The sequence below is a fragment of the Mesorhizobium sp. P2_E7 genome, assembly GCF_056403855.1.
Window position 1 is genome coordinate 2,366,372 of sequence record NZ_JBFUER010000001.1, and the last position, 18,049, is coordinate 2,384,420.

Annotated in this window: 9 protein-coding genes; 5 read left to right on the top strand and 4 right to left on the bottom strand. The window is 63.6% G+C overall.

Annotation, left to right across the window (positions count from 1 at the left end; translation table 11 throughout):
* Positions 1–36 precede the first annotated feature (36 nt).
* A complete protein-coding gene (locus AC1DYC_RS11795) occupies positions 37–1,098 on the bottom strand; it encodes a DUF930 domain-containing protein (RefSeq protein WP_477406446.1) in 1,062 nt (353 codons plus the stop codon).
* Positions 1,099–1,255: 157 nt separating this feature from the next.
* Positions 1,256–1,813 (bottom strand): invasion associated locus B family protein, encoded by a 558-nt coding sequence (locus tag AC1DYC_RS11800; protein WP_477406448.1) that lies wholly within the window; start codon positions 1,811–1,813, stop codon positions 1,256–1,258.
* 353 nt (positions 1,814–2,166) lie between these two features.
* Here AC1DYC_RS11800 and AC1DYC_RS11805 point away from each other — a divergent pair, with 353 nt between their 5' ends.
* The 5 genes from AC1DYC_RS11805 to AC1DYC_RS11825 all read left to right on the top strand — a co-directional run bounded on the left by AC1DYC_RS11805 (position 2,167) and on the right by AC1DYC_RS11825 (position 16,918).
* A complete protein-coding gene (locus tag AC1DYC_RS11805; RefSeq protein WP_477406450.1) occupies positions 2,167–14,682 on the top strand; it encodes a beta strand repeat-containing protein in 12,516 nt (4,171 codons plus the stop codon).
* Positions 14,683–14,800: 118 nt separating this feature from the next.
* Positions 14,801–15,307, top strand: a complete 507-nt coding sequence (locus AC1DYC_RS11810; protein WP_477300761.1) for a phage tail protein — start codon at positions 14,801–14,803, stop codon at positions 15,305–15,307.
* A 12-nt stretch (positions 15,308–15,319) separates the two neighbouring features.
* Complete coding sequence (locus tag AC1DYC_RS11815) at positions 15,320–15,841, top strand: phage tail protein (RefSeq protein WP_477406452.1); 522 nt, start codon at positions 15,320–15,322, stop codon at positions 15,839–15,841.
* A gap of 8 nt (positions 15,842–15,849) precedes the next feature.
* Complete coding sequence (locus AC1DYC_RS11820; protein ID WP_477300757.1) at positions 15,850–16,377, top strand: phage tail protein; 528 nt, start codon at positions 15,850–15,852, stop codon at positions 16,375–16,377.
* A gap of 10 nt (positions 16,378–16,387) precedes the next feature.
* Positions 16,388–16,918, top strand: a complete 531-nt coding sequence (locus tag AC1DYC_RS11825; protein ID WP_477406454.1) for an N-acetyltransferase family protein — start codon at positions 16,388–16,390, stop codon at positions 16,916–16,918.
* Positions 16,919–16,921: 3 nt separating this feature from the next.
* On the opposite strand, the gene AC1DYC_RS11830 is transcribed toward AC1DYC_RS11825, so the two are convergent.
* Both AC1DYC_RS11830 and AC1DYC_RS11835 read right to left on the bottom strand, forming a co-directional pair.
* A complete protein-coding gene (locus tag AC1DYC_RS11830) occupies positions 16,922–17,500 on the bottom strand; it encodes a 2OG-Fe(II) oxygenase (protein WP_477406456.1) in 579 nt (192 codons plus the stop codon).
* Between the two features lie 73 nt (positions 17,501–17,573).
* Positions 17,574–17,843 carry a DUF6916 family protein gene (locus tag AC1DYC_RS11835; protein WP_477406458.1) on the bottom strand — a complete coding sequence of 90 codons (270 nt, stop codon included), beginning with the start codon at positions 17,841–17,843 and terminating at the stop codon, positions 17,574–17,576.
* Positions 17,844–18,049 lie beyond the last annotated feature (206 nt).

Here is an 18,049-nt window from a genome sequence, read left to right on the forward strand (position 1 = left end):
AGCACCCACAGACGAGCCCGTTTATGTCAGAATGCGCTACCGGCGCATCTCCAACTCAAGGCGGGCGCTTTCCTCGGGCGAGTTGGGTGCTCCGACACGGAAGGCGAATGACACGACCCGCGTCGCATTGGCATTGATTACGCACCGGAAGCTCAGATCGTACCATCCTGCTGTTCGCGTGCGGAAATGAGCATGCGGCTGGGCGATGACATTGCCCTCCTTCAACTCATAGAGAGGCCACGCGTAGGGATCATATGAGCCGCCCTTCAGCTGCTCTCCCAGGACGCTGAAGCAAAGTTGGCCGGCCCGCTCATCGCGCGGTAGGCCATCTATCGCGGTCGTGGCGAACGCATCGCCGGTAGCGCCTTGCGAGTAGAGCTTGCGGACGCCCGGGAGGCCCGAATAAGCCTGGGCAGCGGCCACGTTTGTTGAGCTTGGCCTGCTCTCGCCGCCACTTACAGACTTCGAGACCTTTGCTGGGCTTGGTTTCGACGTGTTCTCGGGCCTGGCCTTCGGAGCCTGGGCCGACGCAGGAAGCTCGATCTCACCATCGTCGCCGGGAGCCGCCAAAGGCACTGCGGCCGCAGCTTGTTTGTCAGCGTCTTGCGGCTGCTGTTTGTCTGCTTCCTGCTTGCTTGCGTCCTCGGTCGCCGGCTTCTCCTCGGCCTTGGTCGTACCCGCCTGCTCCCCGGAGTCTGGCGATGCAGCGGGTTTGCTCTCTGCCTTCGGCTCGCCCGGCGGTTTTGAACCGTCATCCTTGGCCGGCGCCGGCGAGTTGTCCTGGGCGCTGGCCCCATCCAGGGATTTCCGCGAGCCGGCATTTTTGTCGCCGAACTGAAAAACAGGCCTCAGGCCCTCGATTTTCGGTGGCGCAGGCGGCTTTTCTACTTTCGGTTCCGGCGGCTTCGGAGCAGGTTTCGGCTTCGGCGGTTCGGGCGGCGGCACGAGCGCGACATTGATCGGCTGCTCCTCCTGCGGCTCCTGAGGAGGCATGGGCAGGCCGTAGACCAGGAGCGCGACGATGAGCGCGTGCAGGATCAGCGATGCGGGCAAGGCCCACAGCAAAGTCCGACGCCGCTGCGATGTCTCCGTCTTCATCCCTCACGATGTGGAGCGAAACTGCGGCGGCATCAAGCACGGCCGCCGCTTCGACGCATCTTAGTCGCAGCCCCAGCGGCGAGGCCGGCCGCAAGCAGGTGTGAGGTGATCGGGCGTTGCGTAAGCCGATGCTTTCGTAAGTTTGGGACCTGAACCGCTATTTGAGGGTTTCCAGTTTGGCGATAGCTGCGGTGAAGCCGCCTAGCGACACCGGGATGGTGACCGGCTTACGCGTCACCGATTCCATGCCTATGTTCAGATTGGTTCCCGACTTCATCGCCTTGACAAGCTCCGGTGACAGCGGCGTGGCGGCGTAGGCGCCGTTCTGGTCGCTGGTCTGGATCGCGATGGTCGTTTTCTGCCCCTGGTCGATCTGATAGCTGGCGCCGGACGGCAGGAACAAGCCGTGCGGCAGGGCAAGCAGCATTGCCAGGCTGCCATTGCCAGGGTCGCGGCGCACGGTCACGGTCAGCACACGCTGGCCCGTCTTGGCTTCGGTAAGGTTTTGCGAAACCTGGCACTGAAGCTCGGCGTTCGCCGAACCGCTGGAGCAGTTTACCGCCCATGGATTGGCGTCGGCAGGCTTGACTTGCGCAGGCTTGGTTTCGGCAGGCTTGGCATCCTCGGCGAGCGCCGGCCCCATTGCCGAAAGCACAAGCCACAAAATGCCAACCCACGCGGCCCGCCCAAAGATGGTTTTCAGCAGTGGAGCCACGCGATCCTCGCCGTGTCAGGGTTTTCGCGGCCTTGATACAACAGCCGAGCCTGGCCGGGAAGCCACTACAGGTGAATTAGAGCGGGCTAATGTACTGTTGCCTTGCTGCCACAATAAACAACTTTGCAATCTTGTAGGTGTAAAAAGAAGAATCGGCGCTCGCTATACAGTAGGATTCGGATAAATATTCGCGCCGAGCGTGTACTCCACGGGGTCAGTACGGGATGGAGACGACCGAGAAAACTCGGCAAATCAATGGCATGGCGACGCACGGAAGACGCTTCCGGGCGAATACTGAGTATCGCCGGTCAGGCTTTTCCAGACATTTGTGGAAGACAACAGCACTTTCCACCTTGGCACTTGCCCTTTCCGGCATGGCCGCTCAGGCGGGTGACAATGGACTGTGGCAGCCACAGGTCCGCGCCATCATCGGCGCCAACAACAATGGCGGCAACACGGCCATCGAGGGCTTCCTGCCGCTGAAGCAGAACCTCGAATCCGTTCTCTTCCTCGATGTGCGCTCGAAATACGATTTCGACGACGGCTTCGGCCAGGATGTCGGCCTCGGCGTTCGCCGCATCGTCAATCCGGATCTGATGGTCGGCGGCTACGCCTACCTCAACATCCAGAATCACGACAGCCACCAGTTCGTCGCCTCGACGCTGGGCCTCGAGGCCATCACCTCGAAATATGACGCGCATGTAAACGTCTATCTGCCGATCAGCGGCGACCGCCACTCGAGCGGGCAAGAGTCCAGCCTGTCGCTGGTCGGCCATCAGCTGATCGAGCAGATATCGGCCATCGACCACCGCGACTACGCGGCCTGGGGCATAGAGGGCGAGATCGGCGTCCAGGTGCCGCTCGACCTGCCTGAAAACCATTCGCTGCGCTTCGATGTCGGCGCCTACCATTTCGGCGATCCGGATGGCGACGACCGCAGCATCACCGGCGCCAAGGCCGGCCTGGAATACTCGATCGGCGACGTCATCGGCAGAGGCACGTCGCTGACCGTCACCGGCGAGGTGCGCAACGACAATCGCGACGACACCCAGTTCGCCGGCAGCATCCGGCTGACGGTGCCGCTCAACGCTTTCGACCAGACCACTTCATCGGTCGATGACGGCACCGAGCCAGTCTACCCGGTCAGCCCCGGCCTGCGCAAACGTCTCAACGAGCGCGTGCGCGGCGACATCGGCGTCCGGATCGAGAGCCACGACAAGGTCACAAGCTCGACGACGCGTGTGGCGATCAACGCCGCCACCAACACGGCGTTCGGCCAGTTCTTCTTCGCCGATGGCGACAACGACGCGCTCGGCCTTGGTACGATCGGCGACCCCACCACGCTCGACAATGCAGTCGCCGGCGCCGGCGCAAATGGCGTTGTCGTCGCGCTCGGTGGCAAGGGCAACATTACGACAGCCGGCGTGACGCTCGCCAACGGCCAGATCGTCATCGGCGGTGGCGGCGGCGTCCAGGCGAAGCTCGCCGACGGCAGCATCGGCACTTATAATTTCGGCGGCTCCAACGGCACCATTCAGGGCACCAATCCCGCCAACAATGTCCTGACGCTCGCCAACGGCAACACGCTGAGCGGCATCACCATCACCGGCGGCAAGGACGGCATTTTCGGCAACAACATCACCGGCGCCACGCTGACCAACGTCACGGTCACCGGCACCGGCGGCAATGGCGCCAGCTTCACCGGCACGTCGACCGGCGTCAGAGGTTCGAACTTCACCGCGACCGGCAACGGCCTCGACGGCCTGCATATCGAAGGCGACGGCACCTACAACTTCACCGGCACGACGCTGCTGCAGGGCAATGGCGACGACGGCCTGGACGCAACCGGCCACGGCACCTACACCTTCGCCACCCTCAATACCCTCGACAACAACGATGCCGGCATAACCGTGAAGGGCACCGGGGTCGCCGGCTCGATCACCATCACCGGCGGCCAGGTGTCTGGCAACAAGGCGCTCGGCGATGACGGCGTCAGCGTCTTCATCGATCCGATCACCGCCCATATCGTGCTGGATTCGATCACCCAGACCGGCGGCACGTCGGCCGTTGTCCTCGACCATGTCTCCGGCAGCTTTATCGTCACCGGCGCGACCAATGCAACGGGCACCACCGGACCCGCCATTGCGATCACGGAATCGCCGGCGGCGATCCGCTTCGGCGACATCAACATCACCAATCCCGGCACCGACGGCATGGTGTTTACCGGCGTCAATGCGTCCGTCATCGCCGGCAACATCATCATCTCCGGGCTCGGCTCCGGCGTCGGCCTCGACTTCTCGGACAGCCAGACCAATTTCACGGCGCAGTCGCTGAACATAACCGGCACCGGCGGCACGAATTCGATCGGCATCGATCTCGCCCAGACCGACGGCGGCACGATCATCATCACCAATGGCGGCACCATCGCCAATGTCGGCACCGGCGTGCGGCTCGGCATTGCCGGCTCGCCGGCCGACACCGCCAACGCCCAGTTCACCTTCGGCGGCGGCTCGATTGGCGGCAACCTTGCCTCACTCGACGCACGCGGGCTGAACCCCGGTTCCGGGCTTTACAATTTCGGCTCGACCCAGTTCAACGGGCCGCAGCTATTCGACGTGGCGCATCTGCTCTTTGTCGCCGCGGCGGCGACCGGCACCGGCGACGGGTCGTCCCTAGACAATCTGGCCACGATTGCCGATGCGGACGCCAACGCGGACGACCAGGCCATCTTCGTGCTGGTCAATCGCGGCCTCATCGACGATACGGACGGCTTCACGCTCGACGCAGGGCAGACGCTGGCCTCCTTCGGCAACGGCCGCACCTTCTCGCTCGGCGGCGTGCCGATGAACGTCGTCGGCGACAATGTCCAGCACAATTCCACCGTCTCGGACGGCGCGGGCGCGGCGACGCTGACCGCTTCGGGCAGCGGCGACGTCGTCACATTGGCCAGCAATAGCTCGCTGCTGGATTTCAACATCTCGGGCGGCACTGCCAACGGCATCCATGGCAGCGGCGTCACCGGCGTCACGCTGACGGGCATGACCGTGTCCGGCGCCAACCTCAACGGCGTGCTGTTCGACGGCACCAACGGCGTTTCCGGCAGCGATTTGAGCTCGACCGGCAATGGCGGCGCTGGCCTGTCGATCCTAGGCGACGGCACGTATAATTTCACCGGCACGACGACGTTGTCGGACAATACCGGCGATGGCCTGCTGATCAACGGCAACGCCATCACCAGCTTCCAGACGCTCAATGCGACCGGCAATGGCGGCAGCGGCGTCAAGGCCACGTCAACCGGCACCGGCTCGCTTTCGATCGAAGGCGGCATCGTCAGCAACAACACGACAGCCGCCTTCCAGGCCACGAACATCGGACTTGACGTCACGCTGGACAATATCGGCCAGGTCGGCGGCACGACCGGCGTCAGCCTTACGGGCGTCAGCGGCAACTTCAGCGTCACCGGCCCAACGACGATCGACAGCACCACGGGCGACGGCATTTCGGTCAGCGGGAGCACGGCAACGGTCGGGTTCAGCGGCGATGTGCTCATCAGCCAGGTGCTTGGCAACGGCATCGCGCTCAACGGCAACACCGGCGCCGTCAGCTTCGGCTATGCGGAAATTGGTCTGCCGGGCCTCAACGGCATCGACGTTCAAGGCGTCAACGGCACGATCGGCTTCGGCACGATATTTATCGGCGGCGTCGAGGCCACCGGCCTCGACCTGTCAGGCAGCCAGTCGACCTTTACCGCCAATTCGCTCACCGTCTTCGGCGGCGCCACCTCAACCGGCATCGACCTGTCGGGCACGACCGGCGGCTCGGTCACGATCGGCACCGGAACAATTACGGCGGATACCGGCGTGCAGATGGGCACGCATGGGGCAGCCGGAACCACCGCCAACACGGTGTTCTCCTTCGGCGCCACCGGCGGCGGCGCGATCACCGGCACCACCGCCTCGCTCGACATGCGTGGCCTGATGGCCGGCAGCGGCACTTATGCCTTCAACGCTACGCACCTGGTCGGCCCGCAGCTGTTCGATGCCGCCAACGTTGTCTTCGTCGGTGCCGCCAATACCGGTTCCGGCACCGGCGCCAGCGTCAATGACCTGATCAATGCGGCGGCTGCCGACGATCTGACGACCGATGCCAGTACCATTTTCGTCCTCGTCAATGACGGCAACGGAAACCTCGGCACCGATGCCGACGGCTTTACGCTTGCCGACGGCCAGCAGATCGTCTCGTTTGCCAACGGCAACACGATCGCTCTGGGCGGGCCTCCGGCCAACGTTACCGGCACCGAGGTCGTGACCGCCGGCACCCAGGTCGATCCGTTCGGCAATGGCGCCGCCACGCTCAACAATTCGACCGGCAGCGCAATCAACCTGGCCAACGGTAACCGCGTCGCCGATCTCAGCGTCAGAAACGCCGGCTCGGGCTCTGCGATTGACGGGGCCGGCTCCGTCGGCGTGACGATCAACGGCGTGACCATCGAAAGCGCGGTCACCGGCGTCAACCTGACCGCCGCCTCGGGCGCCGTCAGCGTCACCAACCTAACAATCCAGGCGGCTCAGAACGGCATCGCTCTGGACAATACCGGGGCTGCGGTCACCTTCGGCGGCACGACGACGATCGGTGGCGTCACCGGAACCGCCCTATCGCTTGATAATTTCGGTGGCAACGCCACTTTTGCCAATTTCGATATCAATGGCGCTGGTATAGGCATCAACCTCGTTGGTGGTTCTACAGGCACCTTGAACTTTGACGCCGCGAGCTCGATTGCCAATACGACGGGCGTGGCGTTCAACATCGACAATGCCCAGCCGGACCTGACCTACAACGGCACCATCAACCAGACCAGCGCGGCAAGCGCGGTAAAGATCAATGCCATGTCCGGCGGCAGCACGGCCACCTTCGGCGGTAAGATTACCGCCAGCACCGGCGCCGCCAACGCGATCGACCTGACCAACAATCTGGGTGGTACGATCAATTTCACCGGCGGGCTCGACCTGACGACCGACGGCGGCTTTGGCTTCAGCTCCGTCGGTGGCGGCATACTGAGCGTCACAGGCTCCGGCAACACGGTTACAACGGGGGCCGGGCTAGCCGAAAGAGGTATTCAACTGCAGGGCGGCCCGAACACCCTGGTCATCGCGCAAGGGTTTACTTTCGACAGTGTCACTGTCGACGGCTCTGGCGGAGCGGCGGCGACGGGCATCGTCATCCAGAACACCATCGGCAGCAATATTACCTTCGGCGCTGTCGACATCAACCGCGTCAATGGCGATGCCATCCGCCTTACCAACGTAGCCAACGCCGTTACCTTCAATGGCACGACGACGATCGACACGGTTGTTGGCGGCGGCGCCGGTTTTGTGGTGCAAGGCAGCGCTGCGACGGTCAATGTCAACAATCTGGTGACAACGCTGGTTTCGGGCGCCGACGTCAGCCTGACCAACAACACCGGCACGATTGGCATCGGCGGCACCATCACCAACTCCGGCAGCGGCGACGGCGTGGTCGTATCCGGCGGCAGTGCGGCGATCACGGTCTCGGCCGGCATCTCCAGCTCGGCCACCGCGCCGGGCACGGCGGTGAAGGTCGACGGCATCACCGGTGGTTCGGTGACCTTCAGTGGCAATGTCACCTCGACCGGCACCGGCAATCTGTTCGACATCGGCTCGACGACGGCACCGAGCGGCGGCACGATCAGTTTCACGGGCTCGACGCTGACGGCGACCGGCGGCGGCGGTGCGGTGATCGGTGGGCTCGACGTCGGCGCGACCTTCAACGCCAGCGCGGCGCTTTCCGTCACCAACGCGACCGGCAACGGCCTGTCCGTCGCCAATGTTGCCGGCAGCGCCACCTTCGGAGCGGTGACGGTGAGCGGCGCCGGCGGCAACGGCATCGACATTTCAGGCAATTCCGGCTCTGTCACGCTCGGCACGACCAAGGTGACGATGGGCGCCGCCGCCAATACGGCCGGCATCAATTTCAGCGGCACCAATGCCGATGTGAGCTTCGGCACGACGACCATCGACAATGTCGGCGCCAACCAGACCGGCATCGACTTCAGCGGCTCCGCCACGACGGCCGATTTCGGCCTGACGACGATCACCGGTCTTGGCGATCTGACCTCGCGCGGCATCGACCTGTCGTCGACCACCGGCAACAAGGTCATCACCTTCCTGCAGGGGTCCAAGATCGACAATCTTGGCGTCGGCGTCGAATTGTCGTCCGGCGGCACCACCGCGACCTCAGCCAACGCCACCTTCACTTTCGGCGACGGCGACTCCACCGACGGGCTGGAATCCTTCATCATCGCCGCCGCCGGCGGCTTCACCGTCAACACGGTCGGCCTCGATCCGACGCTCGGCAACTACGATTTCGACGACGTGTTCTTCACCGGCAGCGCCAACCTTGCCACAGCGCCCGGTTCGGTCACGCTGGTCTCGCAGTCGGGCGGCTTCATCGCCGCCGGCACGACCGGCAATCTCAGCATGGGCGTCAACACCATTTCGCTCGCCGCCGCCGATGCGCTGACCGGCGCGCAGAACTTCGCCTTCGTCGGCACGATCAATCTTGGCGCCACCGCCTTCACGCTCGATTCCGGCCAGACGATCACCGGTTTCGGCAACAGCAATGTGGTTTCGACCGGCACGATCCAGCCGGCCAACGTCCAGGGCAATCTCGGCGCCACCGGCGGCAACATCACCGGCGACGAGGCCGTGGTCAGCGGAACGGCCAACCTGATGCAGCTGCTCGGCGACAATGCCGTGCGCCACACCGCATTCGACTTCAGCAGCGCCACCGGTGCCGCCTTCCTGATCGACCAGAGCGCGGTTGGCTTCGGCAATGCCAGCGGCATCACCATCGAAGGCGTGACGATCTCGAATGTCGCGGCAGGCCGGACGGCGATCCAGGTTGCCGGCCTCAATGGCAATCTGTCGGTCATCAACAACAACATCAACGTTGCCGGCACGCTGCTCGACGTCAATGGCGGCACCGGCACCATCTCTGTGTCGCGCGGCATCCTGCCCAACAGCGCAACACCGGGAACGCTGACCGGTGGCGGCATCAATATCGCCAACCGAACCGGCGGCGCGGTGACCTTCACCGACCAGGTGACCATCACCGGCGGCAATGGCGTCTCGATTTCGGGTGGCAGCGCGGCAGCCGCGGTCAATTTCAACGGCGGCCTCGACATCACGACGTCCGCCACCACCGGCCTCAGCCTGTCGGGCCTGAATGTCCTGACCGTCGCCAATGCCGGGTCCACGACGATCAACGCGACAGGCCAGACGGCACTGTCGCTGCAAGGCACGCTCGGCGCCGGCGGCGTCAACTTCGACAGCATCACCTCGAGCGGCGGCGCCAGCGGCATCATCCTCAACGGCCTCACCGGGGCGGTGAATGTCTCCGGCGCGACCAGCATCACCGGCACCAGCGGCGTCGGCATCGACGTCACCGGCGCCAACACCGGCCCATTCACCTTCGGCGCGGTGACGGTCAACAACACCGCCACCGCCGGCGGCGGCATCCATGTGGTATCCGGCACGGTCAACGTCACCGGTCTCGCCAACATCGATACGACGAGCGGCGTCGGCCTTTCGCAGAGCGGCGGTACCACCAGCTTCACCGGCGGCCTGACCATCGACACCACGACTGGCACGGCCATCGTCGGCACTGGCGGCACGATGGGCATCACCGCCACTGGCGGTGCCGAGACGGTAAACTCAACCCTCGGCCAGGCGATCAGCCTCTCCGGCGTCGCGGCGACCATTGCGTTGGACTCGACATCGTCTGGTGGCGGCACCAACAATGTCAGCCTGACCAACGTCACCGGCACGGTGGGCCTCGGTTCCGGCTCGCTGACCGGCGCGTCGGCCGTCGCATTCCTGCTCGGCGGTGGCGACGCGACCGTCAGCTATGGCGGCACGGTCACCAAGACCACCGCCGGCAATATCGTCGACATCTCCGGCGTCGCCGGCGGCACGGTCACCCTGTCGGGCAACCTCAGCGCCACCGGCGGCTTCGACAACGGCATCGATGTCCACACCAACAGTGGCGGCACGTTCAATTTCAACGGAGCCATGACGCTTTCCACCGGCGCCAGCCCGGCAGTCAGTCTGATTGCCAACACCGGAGCCGTGATCAATTTCGGCGGCGGATTGGGGATCACCACCACGTCCGGCACCGGCTTCAACGCCACCGGCGGTGGCACGATAAGCGTCACCGGCGGCGCCAACACGATTTCGACCGGCAGCGGCACCGCGCTGAACCTCAGCGGCGCGACGATCGGCGCGGGCGGCCTCAACTTCAGCTCCATCTCCGTCAATGGCGCGGCGACTGGCATCTCGCTGAACAACATCGCCTCGTCCGGCGGTGGCGCCATTGCGCTCGGAACGGTCAACCTGCAAGGCATCACCTCGCGCGGCGTCGATGTTTCCGGCACGCTTGGCGCGGCGCTATCCTTCAACGATCTCGACATCGGCCTGAACAGCACCACGGGGGTCGCCTTCGACCTCAACGGCGCCACCATCAATGCGGCGGTGACGGCCAATGATTTCGACGTGACCAACGCGGCCGCCGCCGGCACCTCGATCGGCGTCGACCTGCGCGGCGCCATTGGCGGCCAGACGGTCCGCCTTGGCGACGCCGTGGTCGGCGGCGCCAGCTCCAGCATTGCCGGCGTCAACACCGGCGTGTTCCTCAACAGCACGACCAACCTTGCCTTCATCTATGGCGACGGCGAATCGGCGATCGATCAGAACTCGACCATCGGCGCCAATGTCGGCATCGACGCTTCCAGCGCGCCAGTGGCCGGCACCTACAACTTCCAGGACGTGAATTTCCAGGCGACCCCAGGCCTCGGCTTCGGTATCGGCAAGGTCTATTTCGTCGGCGCGAGCGCGACCGGCGATGGCACCGGCCGCGACCAGAACAATCTGGCGACGCTGACAACGGCGGAAGCGGCGTCTGGCGCCACAGACATCCTGGTTCTCGTCAACAATGGCGGCACCATCACCGCGGCGGGCACCAATGCAGACAACACGCTGGTGCTTGCCGCCAATGAACAGGTGCGCGGCTTCGGCAATGGCAACATCAATCTGGCGCTGACGGTGCCGTCGACGATCCAGCTTGCCAGCAACAACATCTCGATCGCCGATCAGACGCCGGATGGCGCCGCGACGCTGACGACGAGCGCCGGCAACAATGTCATCACGCTCGGCGCCAGCGGCAACATCATCGACGGCTTCATCCTGAATGGCAGCCCGGCGGGTGCTGCGCGCGGCATCAAGGACAATGGTACCGGTGCCTCGGGCACCACGATCAGCCATATGACGATCCAGAATTTCTTGACCGCCGGCGTCGAGATCACGCCGTCGACCAACACGACGATCGACAACGTGACATTCTCGAGCAATGCCACTGACGTCATCGTCAATGCGCTCAACACCACCATCACCAACGTCAGCAGCACCGGCGCCACCGGCATCGCCTTCGACCTGCGCAACACCACCGGCACCACGACGCTGACCAACGTCAATGTCACCACGGCGGCGACGGGAACCGGTATCGTCTTCGGTGGCGCGTCCGGCCCCCAGGGCACGATTACCGCTACCAATGTCGATGTCACGGGCGGCGCCGGTGGGGGAATCAAGGTTACCGGCGGCAACGCGGCCATCACGTTCGATGCGGCGAGCTTTGTTGCCAGCACGTCGGGCGGCACGGCGGTAACCATCGCAAACCGGACTGGCGGCAGCTTCGGCTTTGCCGGCGCGGTCGTGGCAAATGGCGCGGCGAGCGGCATCAGCGTTTCCGGCGCGACAGCGGCGAACACGGTCAGTTTCACCGGCGGCGTCGCTCTCGGCACGACCACGGCGCTGACCGGCACCGCCGTCTCGATCGACAACAACGGCACCGCCTCGACGGTCAGCTTCGCCAACCTCGACATCGTCAGCAACGGCACGACTGGCTTCAGCGCCAGCAATGGCGGCACGGTCAATGTCACCACCGGCACGGTGAATTCCACCGGCGCGCAGGCGGTCAACCTCAACGGTATCGCTGCCGGCGTCAACTTCACCTCGACGACGTCGAGCGGCGGCGTCAACAATGTCGCGCTGACCAATGTCACCGGCACGGTCGCGCTCGGCACCGGTGCGCTGAGTGGCGCGACGGGCACATCGTTCGATGTCAGTGGCGGCAGCGCCACCGTCACCTATGCCGGCACCATCACCCAGGCAACCGCCGGCCAGCGCATGATCGCGATCGCGAACACGACCGGCGGTGCGATCAACTTCACGACCGCGACGGTGAACGGCCTCAACAACTCGGCGGTCACCGGCACCGGCATACTCATCGACGGCGCGGCGGGCAACGTCACCGTCAACAATGCGAGCCTCACCGGAGCGCGCGGCATCACCATCCTCGGCGATGCGGCGAACAACGCGACCGGCACCTTCACCTTCAACAATGTCGCCATCCAGACTGCTGCCGGCGCGACGAACCATGCCTTCGTCATCGACGGCGATCAGGGCCTGCCGCCCAACAACGATGTCAGCGCGGTCGTCAACCTGAACAATGTCGATATCACCAACCCGGGCGGCAATATCGTCAACATCCGGGGCATGAATGGCGGTTCGGTCACGTTCGACTCCGCCAGCTCGATCACCCGCAGCGACAATGGCCTGGGCATCCTCGCCACCAGCAATCAAAGCGGCACGATCACGTTCGGCGGCACCACGAAAACGCTGACCACCGGCGCCAACAACGCCGTCGATTTGAGCGCCAATGGCGGCACAGTGATCAACTTCAGCAATGGCGGGCTGGCGATCAACACCACCAACGGCACCGGCTTCAACGCCACGAGTGGCGGCACGATCTCGGTGACGGGTGCCGGCAATTCGATCACCACGACGGGCGGCGTCGCCGTGAATCTTGACACCGTCGCCATCGGCGCGGGCGGCATGACCTTCGCTTCCACGAACAAGAGCGCCGGCGCCACCAGCGCCGTCATCCTCGACACCGTCACCGGTGCCGGCGCGATCGATCTCGGCACCGGCGCGCTGGTCGGCGGCACCAGTGCCGTGATCCGCATCGGCGATGGCTTAGGCACCGCCAACAGCGGCGGCACGGCAGCATTCACCTATGCCGGCACCATCACCAGCGGCACCGGCCGTGGCATCGACATCCAGGATCGCGCCGCGGGCGCGGGCAACATCACGCTGTCGGGCAACATCACGCACAATGTGGCTGGCCAGACCGGCATCTTTATGGACGACAATGCCGCCGGCACCATCACCTTCTCCGGCGCTTCGAAGTCGATCACCTCGACGACGGCGGCGGGCGTCAGCCTGACCGACAATGGCGGCGCGACGATCGACTTCACCGGCGGCGGGCTTGTCATCAGCTCCACCAGCGGCGCCGGCTTCAACGCCACGGGCGGCGGCACGGTGACGGTGCAGGGCACCGGCAACACCATCGCGTCCGGCACGGGCACGGCCCTCAATATCGCCAACACGACGATCGGCGTCAGCGACGTGACGTTCAGGAGCATTGCGTCCAATGGCGCAGCCAACGGCATCGTGCTCAACAACACCGGTACGAGCGGCAATCTGGTGGTGACCGGCACCGGCGCGACGGCGGGCAGCGGCGGCACGATCCAGAACTCGACCGGCGACGGCGTCAGCCTGACCGACACTCAGGATGTCAGCCTGAGCAACATGATCATCAGCGACAATGCGGGCAACGGCATAAAGGGCCTGCGGGTCAACGGTGTGGTACTCAACGGTCTGACCCTGAACAGCAATGCCGATAACAACACCGAGTCCGGAATCCTGTTCAACGAACTTACCGGCAATGCCTCGCACGTCACCACGTTCACCAACCTTATTGTCTCCAACTCATTCACCCACAACGTGCAGGTCATCAATTCCGGCGGCACGTTGACGAATCTGGTGGTGAGCGGCGGCACGTTCTCAAACAACGGCGCCTCCGACAATGCCGGCAGCGACTTCATCTTCGAAGCGGACGGCGCCGGTGTCGCCGGCACGCCGACGATGACGCTGACCGTGGACGGCGCAACCTTTACCGGCAACAACGCTTATCCCGGGCCGGGCGTCATCCCTGGAACCGGCCTGTTCGTCATTGCCAATGACGGTACCGTCAACGCTCACATCGGCGAGACCACGGGAAATCTCTTCAACAACCTGAACAACGGCATCAACCTCACCCAGAGCAGCAATGCCGGCGCCGGCACGGGTGGCAATCTGAATTTCACCGTCAAGAACAACACCGTCACCAACAGCGAAGGGAACGCCATCAACGTGTTCAGCAGCGGCGACCTCGCCCGGACGCTCGACGGCATCATCGCCAACAACGTCATCGGTACGCAAGGCGTGGCAACCTCGGGATCGGTAGCCGGCTCTGGCATCCGGATTGGACATGAAAGCCTCGGCGTCGCCAAGGTGCTGATCGATAACAACATCATCCAGAGCATCGGCGTCAACGGCGTAAGCGGTGGCGACAGCATCACGATCTCGCAACTCGTCCAGCCGGGCACCGTGCACGCGACGGTAACCAACAATATCATTCGCGACAATGCCGACAGCCGCGGCATCACGGTCACCGCCACGTTTGCCGGCGCCATCATCAATGCCGACGTTCACGCCAACACCATCACCAATGTCAACAACGCCAATGCCATCCGCTTCCTCGCGGACGGCCTCGGCGCCGCCGACGGCACCATCAACGTGCCGCAGGCGAACGAGGCAGGTATCGAAGCCGTCAATGGCGGGGCAACGGCGCTGACGGACGGCCGGACGTTCTTCAGCCAGCCGCTGCCACTGCTGCCTGCAGCCACGCCGTAATCGCAACCTTGGATTTCACCTTGGGAAATATATTTTATGAATCTGATATCGACTTGTTGCCTTAGTTAGGCATAATACAAGAATTCAGACAGTAAGCCGCGAACCGAGGGGAGCCGGGATGAGTGAGCCTTATTTAGGTGAAGTCAAGATCATTTCCTGGAACTATGCTCCGCGCGGCTGGGCATTTTGCAACGGCCAGTTGTTGCCGATTAACCAGAACCAGGCATTGTTCTCACTTCTTGGCACCAAGTACGGCGGCAACGGCCAGACAAACTTTGCTCTTCCGGATGTCAGGGGACGCGCGCCTGTTCATACCGGCGGTCCTATCGGTGCAGTTGTCGGCGGTCAGGGCGGAGAAGAGTTTCACACGCTCACGCTCGGCGAAATGCCGACACACAACCATTTCGTCAACGCATCGAACACTGCCGGCAACGTCAACAATCCATCCGGCGCACTGTTGGGGGCGAGCGCCAGCCCGATCTATCAACCGCCGGGCAGCGCGGTGGCTATGGCGAAGGAAAACATCACTTTCGTCGGTGGCGGTCAGCCGCATGAGAACAGATCGCCGTATCTCGTCTTGAATTTCATCATTGCCCTGCAAGGCATTTTCCCGTCGCGAAATTAAGAGGACGCTTCGATGAGCCAACCTTTTGTCGGCGAGATCAGGATGTTCGGCGGCAATTTCCCTCCGAATGGCTGGGCGTTCTGCCAAGGCCAGCTAATGCCGATCTCCGAGAACGAAACCTTGTTTACTCTGATCGGTACGACCTATGGCGGCGACGGGGAGGAAACATTCGCCCTGCCCAACCTCGCATCCCGCATCCCCGTCCATGCTGGCAAAGGCCCGCTGGTCAGCCAGACCTATCAACTCGGAGAACTGGGCGGGGTCGAATCCGTCACTGTTTCAACTCAACAAATGCCGAACCATTCCCATACATGGACGGGTTCGTCGAATATCGCCAAGAATCCGGGTCCGTCCGGCGGTGTCCTGGCGACATCGAGCCTGCTGACGCCCTATGTGGGTATCGCACCTGATGGCAACATGGCCGCCGGAGCCATTTCGCCGGTCGGCGGCAGCCAACCTCACGACAATATGGTGCCGTTCCTCGCCGTCAGTTTCATCATCTCGCTGTATGGCATCTTCCCCCAGCAAAGCTAGAGATTGTCATGACCAATCCGTTCGTCGCCGAAATACGAATTTTTGCCGGAGATTTCGCCCCGACAGGTTGGGCGACCTGCGATGGTCAGCTCCTGCCAATCTCGCAGAATACGGCGCTGTTTTCACTGCTGGGCACGTATTACGGCGGCGACGGCAAGTCGACCTTCGCTTTGCCCAACATGGCCGGCTCCGCACCCATGGCGCAAGGACAGGGCAACGGATTGTCGGAGCGGTTTCTCGGCGAGACGGGTGGCGAAACGTCCGTTACCCTTCTGCAGACGGAAATGCCGCAACATAATCATTTTGTCGCGATATCCACCGAGAATGGCGCCCAAGGAACTCTGACCGATGCGGTTGTTCTGGGGAAGTCGGGGGGCGGAATGCTGTATCAGAACAACACGTCGCAAAATCTGGTCCAGATGGACCCCCAGGCGCTCAGCATGACGGGCAGTACGTTGCCTCACAACAACCTGCCTCCCTATCTGGCGATGACGTTCATCATCGCCATGCAAGGCGTTTTTCCGGCGCGTCCGTAAGCGCCACTCCATGATCCGGTTTCCGATCGCGGACGGCGCGCGAGTTCCATTTTGCTGGGCGCGCGCGGCACGGATTGGCCTGACGTTCCGCCCGATCGCGGGCGCCGATCTGCCGTTCCTGTCGGCACTCTACGCCTCGACCCGTGCCGAAGAGCTTGCCGTCACAACGTGGAGCGACGCACAGAAAGCGGCGTTCCTCGATATGCAGTTTCAGGCGCAGCACGCGCATTATCAGAAATACTATCCCTCTGCCGACTGGCTGGTGATCGAGCAGGCCGGGCAAGACATCGGCCGCCTCTATATCGAGCGCTTGCCGAGCGAGCATTGCATCATCGACATCGCCTTGCTGCCGGCGCATCGCGGCAAGGGGATTGGAGGTGCGCTGCTCACCGATCTCATCGGTGAGGCCGCCGCCGCCGGCAAGTCGGTCTCGATCCATGTCGAGAAGAACAACCCGGCGCGACGGCTCTACCAGCGGCTCGGCTTCATCGTTGCCGAGGACAAGGGCGTCTACGACCTGATGATCCGTTTGCCGGGCTGATCGTCAGGCGCCGCGATACCAGGATACGATGGTGAAACGTTCGTTGCGGGTGACCGGGGTAACTTCGTGCGTCGTTTCCGAACGAAACGCGACAAGGGTGCCCGGTGCTGCCGGCATGGCAACGCGCAGGTCCGGACCGCTGTAAGGACCATGCAGGACCAGCGAGCCGCCTGCGTAGCTTTCGGGCGAGGGATCGTCCGATTGGCGGTTGAGAAAGATCACCGCCGAAATCTTTCTGAATCGCGACTCGTCGTGAATGAGCGGCGTGTTGCCGTCCTGATGCGGCACGAAGAAATCGCCTTCCCGATAGTGGAGGAACTGGGGTTTTTCAACAAGGCCAAGCGCGACGGCGAAATGCCGCTCCAGCGCCGCCTTCTGCTGCGCCAGCAGCGTATTCACCAGCGCTTCGCTGGTCGGCGAGACCTCGGCGCGCCTGGTCCTGCGAACCTCCGGCCATTCCGGCTTCTGGCTCGCGCGTCCCATCAGGCCGGCCGGGCCGCCGCAGCCAGCTCTGATTTCCGCGCACAGCGCACTGCACGCTGCTTCGTCAAGCACACCTGCGATCTCGATGAAGTCGATCATGGCTCCAGTCGCCCTCACCTGCGGACTGCTCTGTTGGTCCGATCGTCGCCATGACCGGCCGAACCATCGAAAATCAGTTGAAGACGGCCTCGTAGACATAGCTGGCCGCGTCGGCCGCGACCGGAACAATGAAGATGTCATGCGACTGACCCTCGCCGACCAAGCGATAGGTCGCCTGCGGCAGCGCCGCGTCGCGCGGCCCCTTGAACAGCAGCGTGAAGCCGCCGCCCTCGCGCGCGCTGTTGGCAATGGGCTTCACCGCGCTCAGTTCCAGTGCGATCGTCCTGCCGCCTGCTTCGATGGAAAAACTCTGCCCCTGCTCGAAATCCGAAACCGATGTCATGTCGCCTGCCCTGGTTCGCCTGCTGTGTGCCGCCAATGTCGCTGCTGCGTGGCGCGCTGTCCATAGGCGGACGCGAGCGATGACGTCTCTGCCAAGTCGGCGCATATGGTACAAGCGCTACATCTTGTCTTGCCGCGAAATTCACCCTCTGATTCCCTGCGCCAAGGCTGTAAAAGCTGATTCTTGCTCCTGGCGTGTTCAAACGG